The sequence below is a fragment of the Roseiflexus sp. genome, assembly GCF_057785375.1.
In genome coordinates this window covers 15,790-34,852 of record NZ_JBYNRX010000056.1, presented here as the reverse complement: position 1 = coordinate 34,852, position 19,063 = coordinate 15,790, and the positions used below count along the sequence as shown (strand labels likewise).

Genomic DNA, 19,063 nt, shown 5'->3' with positions numbered 1-19,063 from the left:
GGTTGCGTCGCTCTTTCGCAAAAACGTATGGTGCTGCATCAACAAACATCAGACAACACGCCCGATTCGATAGATGCAAGCATAGTCGCACGTGAACGACTGGCGCGTTACCTGCCGGTCGATGTGTATGATCGTGTGAGTCGCACCTCCAATATCGCCAACATCTCCACCGTTCGCCATCATCTCGCAGCAGTGCGCGCCGCCGTCGCAACCTACCTGCCACGCCGGGTCGTTCGGTGGGCGCTTCATCAACGTCACGCGCCGCCCTGGCTGGAGTGGGTGGAAGGCTCGCTCCTCTTTGCCGATCTGTCCGGCTCGACGGCGCTGGCGGAGCGGCTCAGCGTGCTGGGGCGGGAGGGAACCGAACTGGTCACCGATTTCCTCAACAGCATCTTTGCCCGCATGATCGATGTCGTTCATGCCTATAACGGCGATCTTATCTCGTTTGGCGGCGACGCGCTGCTGGTGTTGTTCGACGATGCCGATCATTTCCGAACCGCTGCGGAAACAGCGCTTGGATTGCAACAGGCGCTCAACGGATATGTGTGCAGTGTCGCCGGGGTGGGCGATTTTCCGATGCATCTGCACGTTGGCGTCGAGAGTGGTCAGGTTGCGCTGGTCAGCGCTGGCCATGCCGACACGTGGCATTATGCGGCGCTTGGCGCTGTGGTGAACGGCGTGGCGCGCGCCGAGGCGCTTGCCGGACCGGGTGAGATCGTGCTTGGACGACGCGCCCATGAGTTGCTGCCCGATGCGATAGGCAAGCCGCTGCACAACGGTTTTTTCCGTCTCCACGCTCTTGCCAACCCTGCCGCCCCCCCGGTTTCCGGGCAGCACGATCTGGACGATGCGGCCTCCAACGCAACGCTGACCAATCTGCTCGATGATCTTGATCGCATCGTCCCGTATATCCCGCCTGCCCTGCTGAGTCGCATTATTGCAATTCCGGACAAACCGCAAATCGAAGCCGATCTGCGACCGGTTACTGCGTTATTCGTTCAGATTACCGGGCTTGAGGCGCTGGCGGAAGTGCTGCCGCCTGAGCAATCCGCGCGTATCTTCGAGCGCTACATGACCGAAATGCAATCGGCCATTGCGCGCTATGGAGGATTCATCAACAAACTGGATGTCGCCGAAGAAGGAGTGAAACTGCTGGCGATCTTCGGCGCGCCGGCGGCGTATGAAGATCATCCTGAACGAGGCGCTCGCGCTGCGCTGGCGATGCAGTCCATCCTGCATCGTGTGAATGCGGAGATCGAGGCGCAACTGCATGGCGTCGAAGAACCCGGGTCATACCCGCTATCGCCTTCGGTATCGCTGCTGCGCCAGCGGATCGGGCTGAACCCTGGCGTCGTCTTCGCCGGAAATGTCGGCAGCGCCACCCGTAAGGAATATACCGTCATGGGCGATGCGGTCAATGTTGCTGCACGGGTGATGAGCGCAGCGCCATGGGGCGACATCTGGTGCAGCCGGGTGCTTGCCGAAACGACGGCACGGATTGTGTGCGAGCCGCAGGGTGCAATAGCACTCAAAGGGAAAACGGAACCGCTCGAAATCTGTCGCATCGTCGGTGAACGCGACAGCAGCGAAGCGACACTGTTGTTTCAAAGCATTCAACCCCCCCTTGTTAATCGCGAATATGAAATGGCGTGGTTGAAAGACCACCTGGAAGCAGCGCTTGCTGGCGCAGATCGGGCAGTGCGGCTGGTCGGCGAGGCAGGCGTCGGGAAGAGTCGCCTGCTGGCTGCCCTGGTCGAGATGGCGCGCGAACGCGGCGTGCGCGTGGTGTCGGCGGCATGCCTTTCCTATACGTCGAGCATTCCATACGCGGCGTGGGGCGAATTGCTGAAGTCCCTTTGCGGACTGGCAGCGGGCGAGAGCAATGAGGCGCGTGCAGCGAAAATCGCCGCACACCTGGCGGCGCTTGGTCCCGCGATGGAAGAGTGGTTGCCGTTGCTGGGCGATCTGGTGCGGCTCGATATTCCCGACAATCGGCTGACCCGTGGGCTCGATCCGCAGTTGCGGCAGGAGCGCCGCTTCGACCTGCTCGAACGCTTGCTGCTGCAGGCCGCAACCCAGAGCCCACTGCTGGTCGTCTTTGAAGATCTGCACTGGGCAGACCCGGTCTCACTCGAACTCTGGCGTCGCGTAACACAGACAATACGCGCCCAGGCAATTCTCTTGCTTGGGGCGCATCGACCGACTGGTACGCTGCTGGATGACGATCAGGCTGCAGTCCTTGAAGTGCAGGAACTTCCGGCAGACGACAGTGATCGTCTGGTGACGATCCTGGCAGGCGATGTGCAATTGCCCGAAACGCTGCGCCGCCAGATTGCAGCGCGAGCGTCGGGCAACCCGCTCTTTCTCGCAGAGTTGCTGCGCGCTGTTCTGGCTCAATCGAACCAGACGCTGCTTTCGAGCATCGATAATCTGCCCGACAGCCTGAATGGACTGCTCCTGGCGCGCATTGATCGCCTCGATGAACATGCGCGCAATGTATTGCGCGTGGCGTCGGTCATCGGGCAACGGATACCGTTTGGCGTGTTGCAGGCGATCCAGAGTATCGACCATCTCGCACTGCTGCGCCAACTCACGCATCTGGATGAGCAGGAAATCACTCTGCTGGAACGGCTCGAGCCGGAACGGGTGCATATGTTTCGCCACGCTCTGCTCCAGGAAGTGGCGTACCAGAGTATGCTCTACTCACGGCGGCGTGAGTTGCACGGCCGAATTGGCGAGTATCTGGAGCAACGCTACAGCGATGATCTGGATGATTACTACGGTTTGCTGGCGCATCATTACCGCCTTAGCAACCGGCGCGACAAGGCGATTCACTATTTGTTGAAGGCCGGTCACGCGGCGCGTGCCGTCTTCGCCAACGAAGAAGCATTACAGTACTATACCTGGGCGCTCGATGCGCTGGCAGGAGATGAGCGCGATCCTCGCAGCTGGGAAACCCATCTGGCCATCGCCGATATCGAAGCGACTCTCGGTCGCTATAACCAGGCGCTGGAACATATTGCGCGCGTGCTCGAAGCGCCTGGCATCTCGCCGGAGGTGGCGCAACAGGCGCACCACCGGCGCGGCGCTGTGCTCGAGAAGCAGGGGATGTACGCTCTAGCGCTCGAAGCGCTGGAGCAGGCAAAGCGCATTGTGCGAACGCATCCGGCAGAGGTCGCGCCGCTGGCGGCAGCCCGCATCTGCGCTGACATCGCCCTCGTTCGACGGCGGCGCGGCGAGTATGATCTGGCGCTGGCTGCGTGCGAAGAAGGGCTGGCAATGCTGCGCTCCGATCTGCAAAGCGCCGAAGATGAGCAGATCGAGGCGCGTCTGCATGCCGAGAGCGGTTCGGTGCTGACCTTGCGCGGCGAATATGCGCGCGCCCGCGAATTCTTCGAGCGCAGCCTGCACGCACGGGAAGCGATTGATGACCTGCCTGGCATGATCGCCTCGCACAACAATATCGGTTATCTCTGGCAGTTGCAGAATGATCATCAACGCGCCCTCGAACACTACCGCGTGGCTGAGACGCTGGCGCGCAAGATTGGCTTGAGCTACGCCATTACCTATGCTTTGGGGAATATCGCCTACTCGCTGACGGTGCTCGGTCAGTATGCCGAAGCCGAAGATCGTTGCCGGGAGGCGCTCGATCTGTCACGTCGGTTGCACGCGCAACTGGAAACCGCACAATTGCTCAATACGCTGGGCATCATTCACTATCGTCGCGGCGACTATGCTCAGGCGCACCAGGTGTACGAAGAGGCGCTGAGCCTGCACCACGCATTGGGCAGCACCGATCAGGAGGCGAATGCCCTGGTCCATCTTGCACAAACCTCCGGCGCCCAGGGTGATTATGGGCGCGCGGTCGAACTCGCTCGCCAGGCGCTAGCGACGGCTGAGGCGCTCCAGGCGCCGTCGCTCCAGACCGAGGCGCTCAATGCGCTGGTTGAGGCGCTGATCGAATTGGGCAACCTGGAAGACGCAGCCGTGTATGCAGAGCAGGCAGTTGAGTTAAGCCGCACCCTCGGCGCCGACGATTTGATGGCCATTGCACTGCGGTTGCGTGGCGCGGCGACCGTGACGCAAGGGCGATCCTGGCAGGATGATTTCGTGGCCAGTGCAGCGCTGTGCGAAGCCGTGCAGGATCGCTTCGAACTGGCGCGAACCTGGTGCGCCCATGGCGCGGCATTGCTGAAAACCGGCAACCTGAATGAAGGAACTGCGTATCTAAAACGAGCATACGATACGTTTACTGTATTGAGCGCCAGCGGAGAAGCGCATCGAATGCGTGTTGCGCATCGTGACATGCTCGCAGCATAGCGCATCTTTCCTTCAGAAAGGAGCAGTGCCATGTCTCAGTCGGAAGTCGAGCGGGTGATTGGACGCGCGGTGATTGATCCAGAGTTTCGTCAGGCGTTGATCGACAACGCACACGAGGCGTGCAAGGAGTATGACCTGACGGAAGATGAACTCGACGCCCTCGAAAAACTCGATAGCACCAGCCTCCAGGCGTTTGCCATGACCCTTGACCAGCGCCTGTCAAAGCGCGGTGGCACGGGTTTGATGTGAGATGAGGCGAGAGGCGCGGGGGGTTGTCGGGTAGTGGAGATGTTGCAATGCAACGCCTCCGCAGAGGCTGGCATTGCAATCAGAATACGGTCAGCGCAACGTCGTCGCTATGCACTCCTGATACCCCAAACATACAGACCCATAGGCAGGAGACGGCAGGACGCTCCTCTACGAGGGATCGCCCTGCTGTTGCTTTTGCTGTTGCCGTTCCTCTTTTTTCGAGGGTTTTTTCCATCCGTCTTTACGAATATGAGAAAGTAGGAATGATTTTTTCTTGCGTGCTCTTGCTTTTTGATGCGACTCACTGCTGGCTTGTTGGGACGGACGAGCACAAAAAGGTCTTTTGCATAGAATCCGAGTGACTGATAGTGGACGATAATGTCAACGTGCGTCAGGTTTTGGACATTTGCACTTACCTCGTCCTGACATTTGACAATCAGTATTCCGTATGAGCGTAATACGCGATGAGTCTCTTTACCGGCCTTGAAATAGAGATCAAGCACTGCTTCGTGATATTTTGGTCCTTCAGTTGTCGGCTCTCCATTGGAATACGTCGAACGAAAAGCAACGTATGTTCCCGCGCCTGCCAGGTGACGTTTCGAGCGACGGAAGAGACCTTCCATATACGGCGGATCAAGAATGACACAGTCAATGGAACCTGTATCGTATGGCAGATTCCGACAATCAACGCCGTTCTCTATATCTGTAGCCAGGACCTTGTACTTATCTTTTGGAACGTTTTTCCAGAAGATGCCCTTGCCATATGTGACATCCGCCACTATTGAACCTGGTGGCACATGGAGATCCAGGATTTGCGGAAATAACTCCTCATTCGTGCCGACATGAGCGGTAAAAATCAGATTGCTCGTTGTAACTCCATTGGGAGATTTACGTTTACGTTCATCATCGGGCTTCGGAAACAACGTCAGTTGCTCTTCACCATTGCTCATCGTAAATCCTTTATCAATCGAATTGACGCCCCTTGATCTGCGTGGCGCACATTATACAGAACTGCCGTTCGGCTGTAAAGCGGCCGTGATACACGCGCTGCTCGATGCTTGTCCCTGGCGACGAGCGTTGGCTGAACCTGCCGAAGCCAACGCCGAAGGCAGGAAGCAAGGGGGTGGTTCTCGGATCGTGAGAAGATTCAGACCTCAGCGCTCTCTCCCGGTAAGTGGAATCATCGCTGCCCAATCGATGATCACCCCCAGTCGCCGTCCGTCGGCAGCCGTGAATGTCGGGCTGCGCACTTCGACAAGCGCCGGTGTGTTGCACCGCTCGATCATCAAGGTGTAGGTGCGCCAGCCGGCATTTGCCGCGACCTGCCGGCACGCCCCTTCGACGCAGATACGTACCGGGACGACTGAACGATCAGGATGCGGCGCTGCCAGCCGAAGCGCCAGTAACGTTGGCGCGCCTGCGTCGGCGCCCCCCAGACGCAGCAGTGCGCGCCCAGCGCTCCAGCGCACCTGCCTGCCGAGAAGTTCTTCGGCGGGGTAGACCCCGCCAATGTACCCGAAATCGAGACCATCGCCGATATCCAGCGATGCCGGCGGGTTTTCGCCGAGCATGCGCCACGACCAGTCCAGCACCCGCTGTTCGTCGGCATACTCCCCAGCAAATGCGCGCCGTGCCTCGTCTACGTTGCCGAGTGAACGCTCGAGATCGCCGAGGTGCGCGCTGGCGATGTAGTAGGCGCGGCTTGTGTCCCACGCTGCTCGGTAGGCGACCCGCGCCTGGTCGATAGTACCAAGCGCCCGGTGCGCTGCTCCCAACCGCAACCATCCGTCAGGAGTCGCCTGCGCTTCCAGAGCGCGCAGGTAGGCGTGCGCCGCCCGATCCGGCGCACCAAGCGCCATCCAGACATCCCCCGCCAGTGCGCGACTCCCGCGTGCCAGGTTTTCACTCACCCAACTCCACGGGTACGCGGTCAGCACCGTCCAGAGAAAGACGCCGATCAATGGCGTTATCGCCATTACGAGCCGACGCTCAAAACAGGTAGTGCGTCGCGCCAGTGCAGTGAACGTCCACGCTGCGTATGGGATAAGTGCCGGAAATAAAAAGTGCCGGTAACGCGCTTCGCCGTGCGTGAGCAGCATGGTTGTGAGCGCGTAACCAATCCAGAGCAAACAGAGGGCGGCAGAAGCGACCGGCGGCGCAGACGTGTGAACCAGCATCCGCCGGGCGCTTCGAGCGACTGGCGTGCGAGAGCATGGTCGGTCACTGACCGACTCTGCCTCCAAGAGCGGATCGTTGGTCGAATAGACATGATCTTTTCGGTTCCGTCTCCATACCACGTGCGTCAGAGCGACCATCGCTCCGAGAGCGATCAGGATATACAGCAGGTCGTCAAAGATCAGCGCCGCAACGAACAGGGGCAGATCGACGTCGGCGTAGTAACTTTCCATCAGAAACCGATCCTGGATCGGCTTGATGCGCGCCAGGAAAACCCAGTTCGGCCAGAGTTTGCGCCCGATGATCAGCGGGTCTTCGCGCAGGCGCTCCAGCCCGCGTGTAGTGGCGTAGTTCGCCCGCTCAACGGGGTTGCTGATGTTTTCGAGGGTCCGGTGAATGGTTTCACGGTCTTCGCGCGGCTCGTTGAATACCCACAGGTTGTACGAAAGGCCGGTTTCGATCAGAATGAAGCCGCCATACGCCTGATAGTTGCGGATTGTCCACGGGGCTATGACCGCCCCCGCACTTGCCAGGCAGACGGCAGCCGCCAGCAGCGACGTTGTCAGCCGACGGCGCAGATCGTCATCTGCCTGCTGGCGGTACAGATGGATCGCAAGCCAGCCCGCAGCCACCGGTATGAACAGGAGCGCCAGCGATCGAGTGAGCGCTGCCAGCCCCAGCGCCACACCCGCTGCGATGATCAGCAACCAGCGTTTTGTTGTTGAGCGCTGTTCGCTGACCTGGACCAGACTGAGCAGACCAGCCTGAAACAGCACTGTAAAAAGCGTCTCCGCCATGTACAGGCTGGCAAAGGTAGCATTCGTCCAGAGCACGGCAGTGAGCAGCGCCGCCAGGAGCGCCGCCTGTCGGTTCACCAGCCGGGCGGCCAGCGCATACGCCAGGTAGACGCTGAGCACGCTGAGCGCAATGTTTGGCAACGCAGCCAGGTGGAGCGCGCGCGCAGCGCGAGGCCAGCCGTCGTCGCCCGCCAGCCCCCAGGATGCCGCCAGGAACAGCGGGTAGAGCGGGGCGCGCAGCCAGTGGTAGCGGTCGTAGAATGACCAGCCGCGCCCCTCCAGCAGATCGCGCGCAACGGTGATGTACTCGACCTCATCATTTGCCGGCTCATGGAGCGGCTGAATCCAGAGCAGCAGGCGCAACCCCAGCGCCAGTGCGAGTATCAGGAAAAGAAGCAGGCGTTCCTTCGCTGAACTGTTCATGCAACGGGCGCCCCCGATTTATGGCGCATCCACGATCCGCGCTCGATCAATTGCGACTCCAAGCGGTCGATTGTCGGGACTCGCCCGATCAATGCTGCGCGGACGATACGTTGTGCTCTGAATGCTTACCAGCGCCTGACCATCGTCGGCAGCGCCAGGCGGCAGCGGCAGTCGTACCGTATGCCAGCCTTGCGGCACGGCCATCCGACCGACTTCGGTTCCATCAATACGGACAATTATCTCTGGAAGTGGCGCCCCAGGCAATCGGTCGCCGTTGAGCCGCAGTTCGAGCATGCCGCCAGACCGCGCCGCTAGCAGAATCTCAGCGTGATCGGTCGTCCAGCGGAAACCATGTTCGGCAAAATGAAACCCGCGAACATAGCCAAGATCGAGATGACCAATGTCCAGGTCGTCCTGCGGCGGGGCAATCGGGCGGAACACATCCCATGCCCAGCGTTGCAGGTCTTCGAGCGAAGCCGTTTCGTATTCCAGGTCGCGGCGCGCTGCTCGTTCACTCCCGTGCAGGCGATGAACGGCGCCACGAAGCAAATGCGCGTATGGATGATCAGGAATGGCGGTCAGCGCCGCATTCAGCGTGTCGAGCGCTGCGTCAGCGTCGCCATTCGCAAGATCGGCGCGTGCCAGGACGACACGCGCCAGCGCGGAACGTTCATCGAGGTGCAGCGCTGCCCCGGCTGCGGTGCGTGCCGTGTCCATATCGCCCCGGTCGAACGCACGACTCGCCTGCCAGAGATAGAAGTGTTTTTGCGCCAACCGCCAGGCTTCCGACACATAGGGGCGATGCATCAGTGTGATGGCAACGAGCGCGGCGCACGTTGCTCCGGCAGCCATTATTGCCGGCATGCGGCGCTGCGTCGGCATCCGCCACGCGCTCAGGCGCGCGATCAGCCATGCGGCATATGGAATGAGCGCTGGATAGATGGGCAGCCGATAGCGCGGCTCAACGTGGAAGATCAGGGAGCTCAGCGCGATATAGAGCGTCCATGGCGCGGCAATCACGAGCGTCCAGCGCCGTGTGGGCGCCAGCCAGAGTCCCGCCGCGCCGCCGAGCAGGATGCCCAGCCACAGTCCATCGCCAAGGATCAGCCGCAACCAGACCTGCAACGGCGGAACCCAGATCGCCGGACGGCTGCGCATATCGTCGAAGAACTGAAGCGCGGTGAAGCGGCGCGCCTCGCGCCAGACCTTGGCGATGACGTGATCAGGGTTGGCGAGAATGACTGCAACTCCGCGTTCGGCTGCCAGGCGCTGCCGCGCTGCCATATCGTCGCCAAGGGCGTACAGTTGGCGCTTGACCGCCTCGCGACCTGCGGGATCATTGTCGAGCCACAGATTTTCTGCGCCGGTGGTATCGATCAGAATGAGCGCATCATAGGTCAGATAGTTCCGCAACGTCCACGGCGCAATGACCAGGATGGCGGCAAGAACGAAAGCCGCCGCTGCACGTTTTCCGGCGTTCACCATCAACCAGAGCGCCCCCAGCGCCAGCAACGGCAGCGCAACAGAACGCAGGAGCGCCAGCGCTCCAAGGCAGACTCCCGCGATCAGAGGCGACCATCGTGAAGAGGTTGCGCAATGCGGCAACAGCGCGAAGATGATGGTTAGTCCGAAAAGAAACAGTGTTTCGGTCAGCAATTCGGTTGCGGTGAACGCCAGCGTGTAGTTCAGCGCCGCCAGCAACCCGGCGATCATCGCAACGCGCCGATCACCGAATAGCCGCAGGGTCAGCAGATAGAGCGGCGCAACGGTCAACGCACTAATGATCGCCTGCACCAGACGCAGGTTCTGGATCAGGAGATCGAAGGCAACGATGCACGCCGCCAGAAAAATGGCATAGAGCGGAGGGCGCATCAGGCGCAGTTCGACATACTGGCGTGTGCGCAGCAGCGTCAGCGCCTGATTCAGGTATTCCTGCTCATCGCCTCCCAATGGATACATCTCGTGCCAGCACCACACCATGAGCCGCAACATCAGCGCAAGCGCCATGATCCCGATGACTGCCATGATATGGGCGATGCCTGCACGATCTGGCTGGTTGAAACGTCTGATTAGCGACATGGCATCGTTAGGGGTTAGGGGTTAGGAGCAATGAGATCGAAGAATCCATCGCAGATAACCCTTGCTCCTCAACCCTCAACCCTCATCAACCCTTGTTCAATCCTCCCCAATTCCTCTCTCCCGGCTCTCAGTTCTCAGTTCTCAGTTCTCGGTTCTCAGTTCTCAGTTCTCAGTTCTCGGTTCTCAGTTCTCAGTTCTCAGTTCTCAGTTCTCAGTTCTCAGTTCTCAGTTCTCAGTTCTCAGTTCTCAGTTCTCGGCTCTCCCCAATCTCAACCCGATCCAGCCGCACCATCAGCCGGTGCACCTGACCAACGGCTCCTTCACCCTGCTGGCTCAGGTAGCGCGCTGCATCGGGAACGAACCCAGGACCTCGCAATTCGATGACAACATCCGCTCCGTCCGGCATTGGCGGCAGGGTCGCCTCGAATGTGCGCACACCGTCCGGATTTGCCGGAAAGGCGCCAATCTCATTTCCTGCGAGCAATACCCGCACCGGTGAAGCTGGATGCAGATCGGCGGGCCATCCACGCCCATCAACGGTAAACATCAGACGTTGCGGATATGCGCGTCCGGCGCCGGGAAAACGCAGCAAAGCGCCATCGGTGCACCAGCGATAGGTTCTCCGTTCGGCAGCGTCACCCTCGCCAGGGTAGCAGCCGCGAATGTACCCCAGATCGAGATTTCCGCCCAGATCGATGACGCGGGTTGGCGCAGGGCGCAACCAGTCCCAGGACCATGCGACCGGGTTGGCTGCGTCAACGTGGCGCGGGGTAAACGCTGCGCGCGCGCCAGCCTCGTCGCCCATGCTGCGCAGCAGATCGCCACGAACGACGCTGCCCTGCACATCTCCCGTCACAGTGAGCGTATCGGGCGGCGGCAGCAATGCCAGCGCCTCACGATATCGACCCTGATGCGCAGCAATCAGCGCAGCGCCCAACCGCCGGGTGTCACGGCCCGGCGACCCGTGATGCAAAATAGCGTTGGCAGCGGCAATATCGCCAGACTGCAACGCCGCCAGAAAACGCGCATCGTCCAGTGCGAGCGGCCGCGCTGCAATGGCAATGCCGGTAATCGCCACGCTCGACGGGTACGGTCCCAGGTACGACGCCCACTGTGAGTCGCTGCCTGGCGGTCGTGGTTCCAGATAGGCGTGGGGCGACGCGGCGATCAGGGTCAACAAGCCGGCGAGCAGGCCGCAGGCGACGCCATAGCGCGTGCGCAACATGTCGAACAGATACGCACGGCGGCGCAGCAATGTATTGATGGTCACTGCCGCAAGGATGAAGATGAACGGCAACAACGGCATACGAAAGCGATTGATGGCGAACAACAGCGGCGCCAGCAGGATGTTGAACGCCAGCCAGATCCCGATGAGCGATGCCGGCGCTCCGAGGTTGGGCGCAGAACGACGCACCACTGCCCACCCGATAACCCCCAGCGGCAGGGTGAGGACATACAGCGTATCATCGAGCAGAAACGTCATCAGAACATACCAGATCGGCAGGCGACCGGTCGAAAATCCATCGGTCAGACGTTCGGCGCCGGTGTAATTGATGCGGAACAGGTCAACAAGTTCGATCAGCGATTTCTGAACGAATGCCAGCGGACGATCGGCGATCCGGCAGAGACCTTCACGCATCATCGCCGTCTGACGCGCCGCCTGGTTCGGTTGCGGTCCGGGATGGGGCAGGCACGTGTTATCGGGTGGCGCTGCGCGCCGATCAGGAAACATCGCCAGCACAAAATCGCGCGTTGGCGCGTCACGTCGTTCGCCGGCGTGCGCCGACCATGCGCCAATGAGCAGGTTGAACGCACCACTGGTGTCCACCGGGATTGGTCCGCCATAGATCCGCGAGTTGTACGCCGTCCAGGGGGCAATAACGATGGCTGCCGCCACCAGAAACGCCAGTGCACGTTGTGGGGTGTATTGCCGGACAAACGCCATCCACCCGGCGATCACCGGCAGCGCCAGGAGCGTCTGACTGCGGGTGAGCGTCGCCAGCCCGAACAGCGCGCCGGCAATGATGACGCCTGAGAGCGGCTGCCTGGCGTGCAGCGGGCGCTCAGCGGAGATGGTCGTCTCTGGCGCATGACTGCGAAGCAGCGCCAGTATGCCGCCAAGTATCAGGCAGATGTACAGCGTTTCGGAGAGGATCATCTGCGGATAGATAACGAAGGGCAGGTAGACGCTGGCGAGCGCAGCAGCAATCAACGGCGCCGCATGCAGATCGGACGGCGCGATCGTTCGGGTCAGCGCGTAGATCAGGGCGATGATCATCAGGCTCAGAACGGTTTGGGTAACGAAGATTGCACCGGGATCATCGCCAAACAGACGCAGATGCGCTGCCAGAAAGAGCGGGTAGAACGGCGCGCGCGTCCACAGGTATCCCTGGTGCCAGTCGAAACCGCGTCCATGCGCCAGCCACCAGGCAGCCGACAGATATTCGCCCTCGTCGGATATGAGCCCCTGCCGGGGCAACACTCCCCACAGCACAACGCGGAAGATCGCGGCTGCCGCCAGGAGCGTCAGCAGCGGCAGATGCGCAACGAGGCGCCGGTCAGGACGATGTCGGGATGGCTGTTCCATAGATGCCGGGATTATACCCGACATGGACGGATCTGGCGCAGGCTTCTCCCGAAATTGCTGGCGTGATGCGCTCAGGTTGCTGCCAGTGCACAGTCGATCGCATCTCGCAGTTCGTGTGAGGTGAATGGCTTTTGCAGAAAACTGTTCAGACCGAGGTGAGCAAACCGCCGGCTGGCAATATCTTCGGTATACCCGCTCATGAGAACGATTGGCGCATCAGGGCATGCCTGGCGGAGATCCCTGACGGTCCGGTGGAGATCATGATCGGGCATTATCGTGTCGAGCAGGATACATGACAGGTGTTGCCGGTGTTGTCGAGCAAGGATGACAGCCGTTTCGGCGTCGCCGGTTGTGAGCACCGGATGGCCCATCCACTCCAGCATACGCATTGCGACTGCGCGCACGCTTTCCTCATCATCAATGACCAGGAAGATTTTTTGATAGTCCGGGTATATGACCAGCTGTCCATGAGGAGCGGATGCAGCGCGTGTAGCAGGTCGATGCGCGATCGGCAAGAAGACGGTGACCGTCGTGCCCTCGCCAGGCGCGCTGACGACATGGATGGCGCCGTGGTGTCCGCGCACGATGCCCAGCGTCGCCGGCAGCCCGAGACCGCGCCCGATGAATTTGGTGCTGAAGAAGGGATCAAAGATTCGTTCGAGCGTTGCGGCATCCATACCGCACCCATTGTCACTGACAGAAAGCGCGGCATATGTTCCATCGGGCAAATCGGGCGTTCCAACCGTCATTGCCAGAAACGTATGGTCCACAAGACGTTCATCGGTCGCAATCACAACTTCGCCGGATTGATCGCCAATCGCCTCTGCCGCATTGATCGTCAGGTTGAGGAGAACCTGGCGTAATTGAGCGGCATCTCCTTCCACCAGCGGATCATGGTCGCTCAGGTGATAGATCAGCGAGATGCCTTTGGTAATCGATGCCTGAAGAAGATCCGCCATCTCCTGGATCAGATCATTAAGGCTCAGGAGGGTTGTCTGCAATGGGCTATGCCCCACGTAGGTCAGCATCTGGCGCGTAATCGCTGCTGCGCGTCGGCCGGCGCAGGTAATGGCTTCGATCGACATGCGCTCCGGCGCCTGCGGCGGGAGCGTGGTCAGCGCAAGCTCGGCGTTGTTCAAAATAATGCCCAGCAGATTGTTGAACTCGTGGGCAATGCCCTGCGCCATAACCCCCATGCTTTCGAGTTTCTGGCGGTGCTGTAACACGAGTTCGTATTGCCGACGCTCAGTCACGTCGCGTGAGAGCGCCAGGAACGACTCAACACTGCCATCAGGGCTGATTTCGGGAACAATACGCGACTCATAGTATCGATATCCTGATGGCATCTGGAGACCGAACTCGATTGTTTGAACCGAGCGGGTCTCGCTGGCAGCCTGAAAACAGGAGTCCCACAATTGCGCAATATGTTCAGGCACGCCGCGTTCACGCTGCGTTTTGCCCAGAACGTCCGCGCCGGTCGCCCCGGTCGCCTGCTCGAACGCCGGGTTGACATACAGGTAGCGTCCCTGGAGGTCGTACCGTGAAATGATATCGGGGGCATTCTCGGCAATGGCTTTGAACTGGCGTTCGTTGCGAAACAGTTGTTCCTCGACGCGCTTGCGTTCGGTAATATCGCGCCCGACCGATTGATATCCAACCAGACGCTCGCCGTCATAGAGCGCGCGGTTGGTCCATCGTTGCCAGCGCACCTCGCCGCCTGGCAGAATGACGCGATGTTCAATGGTCCCCACCGGCGACTCAGGAGTCAACGCCGCCAGGTAACGATCAAAATTGGGAATATCGTCGGGATGGATGAACCGCCGCAGGTTGCTGCCGATGATCTCCTCCCGCTTCAACCCCCAGTAGCGACAGCCGGCTTCATTGACGAAGGTGATGATGCCATCGGGTCGTGAGCGACAGATCAGGTCGGTCTGTTCCTCGACGACGGAGCGATACCGCGCTTCACTGTCGCGCAGTGCGGCATTGGAGGCTTCGAGGCGCCCCAGCGTGGCGTGCAGGTGTGAACTGAAGCGCCAGAGAAGCGCTGCGAGCAGGAGCACGGCGCTCACCAGCGCAGTAATACGAAGCGTAGGTGCAAGCGGCTCATACGTGATGAACCATGGCTGCGCCAGTTCGCTACTGATGGCAAGAATGACCGTGATCAGGCTGGTGAGCAGGAGCAACGGTCCGACTTCATGACCGCGGAGATGCTGCAATGTCGTAATCAGGATAAGTGGCGGAATCAGCACAGCAACCGGCAGGCTGGCTGGCTCGACCCATACCACGGTCATGGCGCCGAGCGAGAGGGTTGCAGCAAACAGCATCACTGCCGGATGGCGACGCCGTTGCAACGCGAGGCGTCGCGCCAGCGCGAGCGACAGCCCGGCAACGGACGCAATGACGGCGATTGCCGCGCCGGTCAGATCACTGCTTGCAAGAAAGAGGCCAATATTGACGACAGCGAGGGTGACGGCGAATCCCTGCATCAGGAGAATCAGCGATGCCAGGGATGAAGGGTCACGCAACAGGTCCTTTGACCGTTCTGGCTTGCTCATGGCGCTCCCCTTTCACGGGGAGGAAGTCACCATGCGTAATCCGCGTCATCGCGGTGGAATGGCGCCTCGTCTGCCAGCATGCGCCATTGGATACTGATTCCGTGTAACTTGTTCTCTTTCGACCGACTCCGATCAAGCGGCATGTGCGAACATTCCCGCGGTGCGTTGCAAACGAGTTTTCAACCAAGGAAGGCGGCAGTAACGTTACGTGGTCTTCTATCAACGGTAGAAGATTAACACTTATTGTAGCACGTCTGGCTGGAAGCGCAACCTGGATCAGAGGTCTGAATCGCTCCAGAAAAGATGTGATTCTGATTTGACACTCCCCCCACTATGCCGCTATACTCCCCGCCTGGTCGAAGAGGAGATTACATGGTTCGTCTGATCGTGCACACAGCGGTTATCGGGCTGCTGGTCGCTGCGCTTGCGGTGTTTACCTGGTTCGACAATGAAGTCAATCGGGGTGTCACGTACACGTCGCCTGATACGCCAATTCCATGGGCTGATGTTCCGCAGATTGGCGTGAATGCGTACAATCTCCAGTTTGAACCCAATCCTGCCGATGTCACTCGCACGCTCGAACTGGCACGCGCGATGGGCGCACATTTCGTGCGCATCCAGATGCCCTGGGACGATGTCGAAATCCACGGCAAAGGCGATTTTGTCGATCGCCGCAACCCCGATCAGGTGCGCAGTTCCTGGGAGAAGTACGATTTCATCGTGGCTGAAGCGCAACGCCTGGGGCTGGAGTTGATCGTGCGCATCGACCGGGCGCCGCAGTGGGCGCGCCCAAACGATCACGCCGATCCACGCTTTCAAGCCGGGCTGCTCGAAAATGCCAATTCGACCGGTCCACCGGAAAACTATGCCGATTACGCCGACTTCGTGGCGGCAGTCGCGGCCCGCTACCGCAGCCAGGTGCGGTTTATTCAGGTCTGGAACGAACCGAACCTGGCGTATGAGTGGAGCTGGCGGGCGCCGGAACCCGAACGCTTTGTTGAACTGCTACGAACCACTGCAACCGCCGCGCGCGCAGCCAATCCCGACGTGATCATCCTGTTCCCCAGTTTGTCGCCGACCGATGGCAAGGAGCCGCGTATTGCACCGATGAGCGAACTGGAATATCTTGATCGAGTCTATCGCGCTGGCGGCGCGCCATACTTCGATATTATGTCGGCGCAGGCGTATGGGCTGGGGCAACCGCCCGACGAGAATCGCTACATCCGGTTGCGCTGGCGCCCGGATGCGCCCTTCCGCGATCTTGATCGCCCAATCGATACCCGCATCGATGTGTCGCGTGTTGTGCTGCTGCGCGAGGTGATGGAACAGCACGGCGACGGCGGCAAGGCGGTGTGGATCAGTGAGTTCGGCTATAACAGCGCCCCCGACCATATCCCGGAACCGGCGCGCAGTACCTGGGGACCGCCGGTTTCTGAGGACCTGAAAGGCGCGTATCTGGTGGGGCAACTGGAACGCGCCCGCAGGGAGTGGCCCTGGATGGGGGTCATGAATATCTGGTTCTTGCGCTGGGGCGGCTACCGCGAGCCGGACCCCGCCGATCCGACACCCTATTTTGCCCTGGTTGATCGCAATTTTCAGCCGCTGCCCGCCTACCATGCCATGCGCGCCTATGCGGAACGTGGCGCGATTGCCGGTGTTGGAGCGCATTTCTGGAGTCATCCGGCCGTCGAGACGATCGAGGAAGGAGCGTGGCGGGTGCGCTTCACCGGGCAATCGATCACGGTGCGTCTCAATGCACCCGCCGAAGTCCGGCTCGATGGCGGAACCGCAGCGCCGATCATGCCGTCGGACGATGGCAGTCCCACGGTCATTGCTACGGGATTGACCGATGAGGTGCACACTGTCGAGATTCGGAGCGCTACAGCGCCGGAGTACTTTGTTGTCGGGCGAGAACGACCGCTGCCATGGGTGTGGGTGCTGATGCCAGCGGCGATCACGCTGGCGCTGGCGTCTATTGGGGCGCTGACGATGCTGGAGATTGGACGACGTGCTGCGCGAAGGTGACCGCAGCGCCGGAGGGGCGCCCGGCATATCGCCAGTAGGGACGCCCCTTGTGGGCGCCCGTAGGGGCAGGCACGGGGACCTGCCCCTACGGGCGCCGTTCCAGGTGTGGCGGCAGGGGCGCCCGCGATGGGCGCAGGGCGCAGCGCCAGTGTAGGGGCGCCCCTTGTGGGCGCCCTGATGTGAACAGGCTCATTATCTTCGCGCCTTTGTGCCTTTGTGTGCGATCTTCCAACAGCCATCGAGTGGGAGGTGTCTCTCGTGCTCGCCCCAAGCCTCTATCAACGCCTGACACGCCCGGCGCCCGTGCCTGCTGCTGCGGCGATGGCGCTATGCCTGGCGTTCTTCCACGCCGGTGTGTTGCCGCTCCCGCTCCGCCTGGCTGGTCTGGCGCTCTTCGCTCTGCTGGCGCTCGCGCAGCCGGTTGGCGGACTCGTCTGCGTGATTCTCGCAGCGCCGCTCTATCTGATGCCGACCGCTATCGAAGGCGCCGGGCGAACCTGGCTCTTTCCGCTCCACGAAGTGGCATTGCTGATCACGGTGGCGGGCGTCGTCGGGCAGCGAACCATTCGACTGATCCGCGATCGGAATGCCTTCGATCAAAGAGCGCAGGTTCAACACGCTCGCACAACAGGCGCCGCGTATGCGCCGCATGCGCTGCTGGTGCTGGCGGGGATCATCGGCGTAGCGCTGGCAGTTCCCGAAGGACGCGGCGCGGCGTTGCGCGAGTTGCGCTGGCTGATCGTCGAGCCGTTGCTGTTCTATGGGCTTGTGCATAGCACCAGGATGCCGCAGGCGCTTCTGGCTGGCGCGCTCGCGTTGAGCGGCGCCTGGGTGGCGACCATTGGCGCGTTGCAGTTCGCCGGCCTGGACCTGACGCCGTTGATCGGCGAGAAACGCGCATTCAGCGAGAATATCATTGCTGTGGACGGCGTGCGGCGGGTCACATCGGTCTATGGTCATCCCAACAACCTGGGACTCTTTCTTGAACGAGTCTGGCCCCTGGCTGCGGCGCTTGCGCTCGGCGTATGGAGCGGGCAGCGCTTTTCAACAACGTCCGGTATACAAAGCGCGGAGCATCCGTCGCGCCGTTCCGCAGCGGCGCGGCTTTTCTTCGCCATCTGCGCATTCCTTTCCCTGATCGGGATTGTGGTTTCATTTTCGCGCGGCGCATGGCTGGCAAGCGTCGTCGCGGCAGCCGTGATTGGCGTGGGTTGGTTCCTCTTCAGGTCACAGCATCGGCGGTCCATGCGTTGGCAAGCGCTGGCGCTGGTCGGCATCATGATGGCGGCAGTCGTTGGTCTGGCGCTGACGTTGCGCGGTGGTCCCGGCGGAGGGAGCACCGATGCGCGGCTGCTCCTCTGGCGCGAGTCGCTGGCATATCTTCAACAGCATCCGCTTGGATTGGGACTCGACCAGTTCTACTACTACCACAATCCGGCATTCGGACGAAGCCAGATCGATCCGTCGCTGCGCGGAACAAGTGAGGAATATGCCGCTCATCCCCACAATCTGCTGCTCGATGCCTGGATTAATGTCGGCCCGATTGGCATGCTGGCGTTCGGCTGGCTGCTGTGGCGCTTTTATCGCACTGCGTTCAGCGCCGCGCGTGAACGTCGTGATCTGATGGCGCTGGGAGCGCTGGCGGCAATGACCGCTGCGCTCGTCCATGGTCTGGTCGACCGCTTCTACTTCGTGCCGGACCTGGCGATTGCGTTTTGGGCGCTGATAGCCATGGCAGGAAGCGAGCATTGACATCCAGCAGTAACTGTTCACACTCTTCCTGGGGGCGTAGGCGTTATGTGCGGCGTCCCGGGGCGGCGGGGCGCCGTGCGTTGGCGCTTGCCGAGGCCATT

General features: G+C 60.9%; 9 protein-coding genes. 4 read left to right on the top strand and 5 right to left on the bottom strand.

The annotated features are described in order from the left end of the window. Positions 1 to 27: 27 nt before the first annotated feature. Together AC3EA7_RS09795 and AC3EA7_RS09790 are read left to right on the top strand one after the other, a co-directional pair. Positions 28 to 4,320, top strand: a complete 4,293-nt coding sequence (locus AC3EA7_RS09795; RefSeq protein ID WP_488613865.1) for a tetratricopeptide repeat protein — start codon at positions 28 to 30, stop codon at positions 4,318 to 4,320. Between the two features lie 30 nt (positions 4,321 to 4,350). Further along, a complete protein-coding gene (locus tag AC3EA7_RS09790) occupies positions 4,351 to 4,569 on the top strand; it encodes a Franean1_4349 family RiPP (protein WP_488613864.1) in 219 nt (72 codons plus the stop codon). 107 nt (positions 4,570 to 4,676) lie between these two features. Here the strand turns inward: AC3EA7_RS09790 and AC3EA7_RS09785 are convergent, their stop codons facing one another. The 5 genes from AC3EA7_RS09785 to AC3EA7_RS09765 all read right to left on the bottom strand — a co-directional run bounded on the left by AC3EA7_RS09785 (position 4,677) and on the right by AC3EA7_RS09765 (position 15,185). Beyond that, a complete protein-coding gene (locus tag AC3EA7_RS09785; RefSeq protein ID WP_488613863.1) occupies positions 4,677 to 5,519 on the bottom strand; it encodes a DNA methyltransferase in 843 nt (280 codons plus the stop codon). Positions 5,520 to 5,723: 204 nt separating this feature from the next. Further along, positions 5,724 to 7,964 carry a phospholipid carrier-dependent glycosyltransferase gene (locus tag AC3EA7_RS09780; protein WP_488613862.1) on the bottom strand — a complete coding sequence of 747 codons (2,241 nt, stop codon included), beginning with the start codon at positions 7,962 to 7,964 and terminating at the stop codon, positions 5,724 to 5,726. 18 nt (positions 7,965 to 7,982) lie between these two features. Continuing rightward, entirely contained in the window at positions 7,983 to 10,043 is a 2,061-nt protein-coding gene (locus tag AC3EA7_RS09775) for a tetratricopeptide repeat protein (RefSeq protein ID WP_488613861.1), read from the bottom strand. Between the two features lie 232 nt (positions 10,044 to 10,275). Further along, complete coding sequence (locus tag AC3EA7_RS09770; protein ID WP_488613860.1) at positions 10,276 to 12,630, bottom strand: glycosyltransferase family 39 protein; 2,355 nt, start codon at positions 12,628 to 12,630, stop codon at positions 10,276 to 10,278. 71 nt (positions 12,631 to 12,701) lie between these two features. Continuing rightward, on the bottom strand, positions 12,702 to 15,185 hold the full coding sequence (locus tag AC3EA7_RS09765; protein WP_488613859.1) for a PAS domain-containing hybrid sensor histidine kinase/response regulator: 2,484 nt from the start codon (positions 15,183 to 15,185) through the stop codon (positions 12,702 to 12,704). Between the two features lie 372 nt (positions 15,186 to 15,557). Here AC3EA7_RS09765 and AC3EA7_RS09760 point away from each other — a divergent pair, with 372 nt between their 5' ends. Both AC3EA7_RS09760 and AC3EA7_RS09755 read left to right on the top strand, forming a co-directional pair. Then, entirely contained in the window at positions 15,558 to 17,210 is a 1,653-nt protein-coding gene (locus AC3EA7_RS09760; RefSeq protein ID WP_488613858.1) for a cellulase family glycosylhydrolase, read from the top strand. Between the two features lie 258 nt (positions 17,211 to 17,468). Next, complete coding sequence (locus AC3EA7_RS09755) at positions 17,469 to 18,962, top strand: O-antigen ligase family protein (protein WP_488613857.1); 1,494 nt, start codon at positions 17,469 to 17,471, stop codon at positions 18,960 to 18,962. The last annotated feature ends 101 nt before the right edge of the window (positions 18,963 to 19,063 follow it).

What these genes read in the sequence shown, in the direction of transcription:
- AC3EA7_RS09765 (WP_488613859.1), bottom strand. Translation starts at nt 15,185, where the DNA reads ATGAGCAAGCCAGAACGGTCAAAGGACCTGTTGCGTGACCCTTCATCC.
- AC3EA7_RS09760 (WP_488613858.1), top strand. Translation starts at nt 15,558, where the DNA reads ATGGTTCGTCTGATCGTGCACACAGCGGTTATCGGGCTGCTGGTCGCT.
- AC3EA7_RS09790 (WP_488613864.1), top strand. Translation starts at nt 4,351, where the DNA reads ATGTCTCAGTCGGAAGTCGAGCGGGTGATTGGACGCGCGGTGATTGAT.
- AC3EA7_RS09770 (WP_488613860.1), bottom strand. Translation starts at nt 12,630, where the DNA reads ATGGAACAGCCATCCCGACATCGTCCTGACCGGCGCCTCGTTGCGCAT.
- AC3EA7_RS09795 (WP_488613865.1), top strand. Translation starts at nt 28, where the DNA reads ATGGTGCTGCATCAACAAACATCAGACAACACGCCCGATTCGATAGAT.
- AC3EA7_RS09785 (WP_488613863.1), bottom strand. Translation starts at nt 5,519, where the DNA reads ATGAGCAATGGTGAAGAGCAACTGACGTTGTTTCCGAAGCCCGATGAT.
- AC3EA7_RS09780 (WP_488613862.1), bottom strand. Translation starts at nt 7,964, where the DNA reads ATGAACAGTTCAGCGAAGGAACGCCTGCTTCTTTTCCTGATACTCGCA.
- AC3EA7_RS09775 (WP_488613861.1), bottom strand. Translation starts at nt 10,043, where the DNA reads ATGTCGCTAATCAGACGTTTCAACCAGCCAGATCGTGCAGGCATCGCC.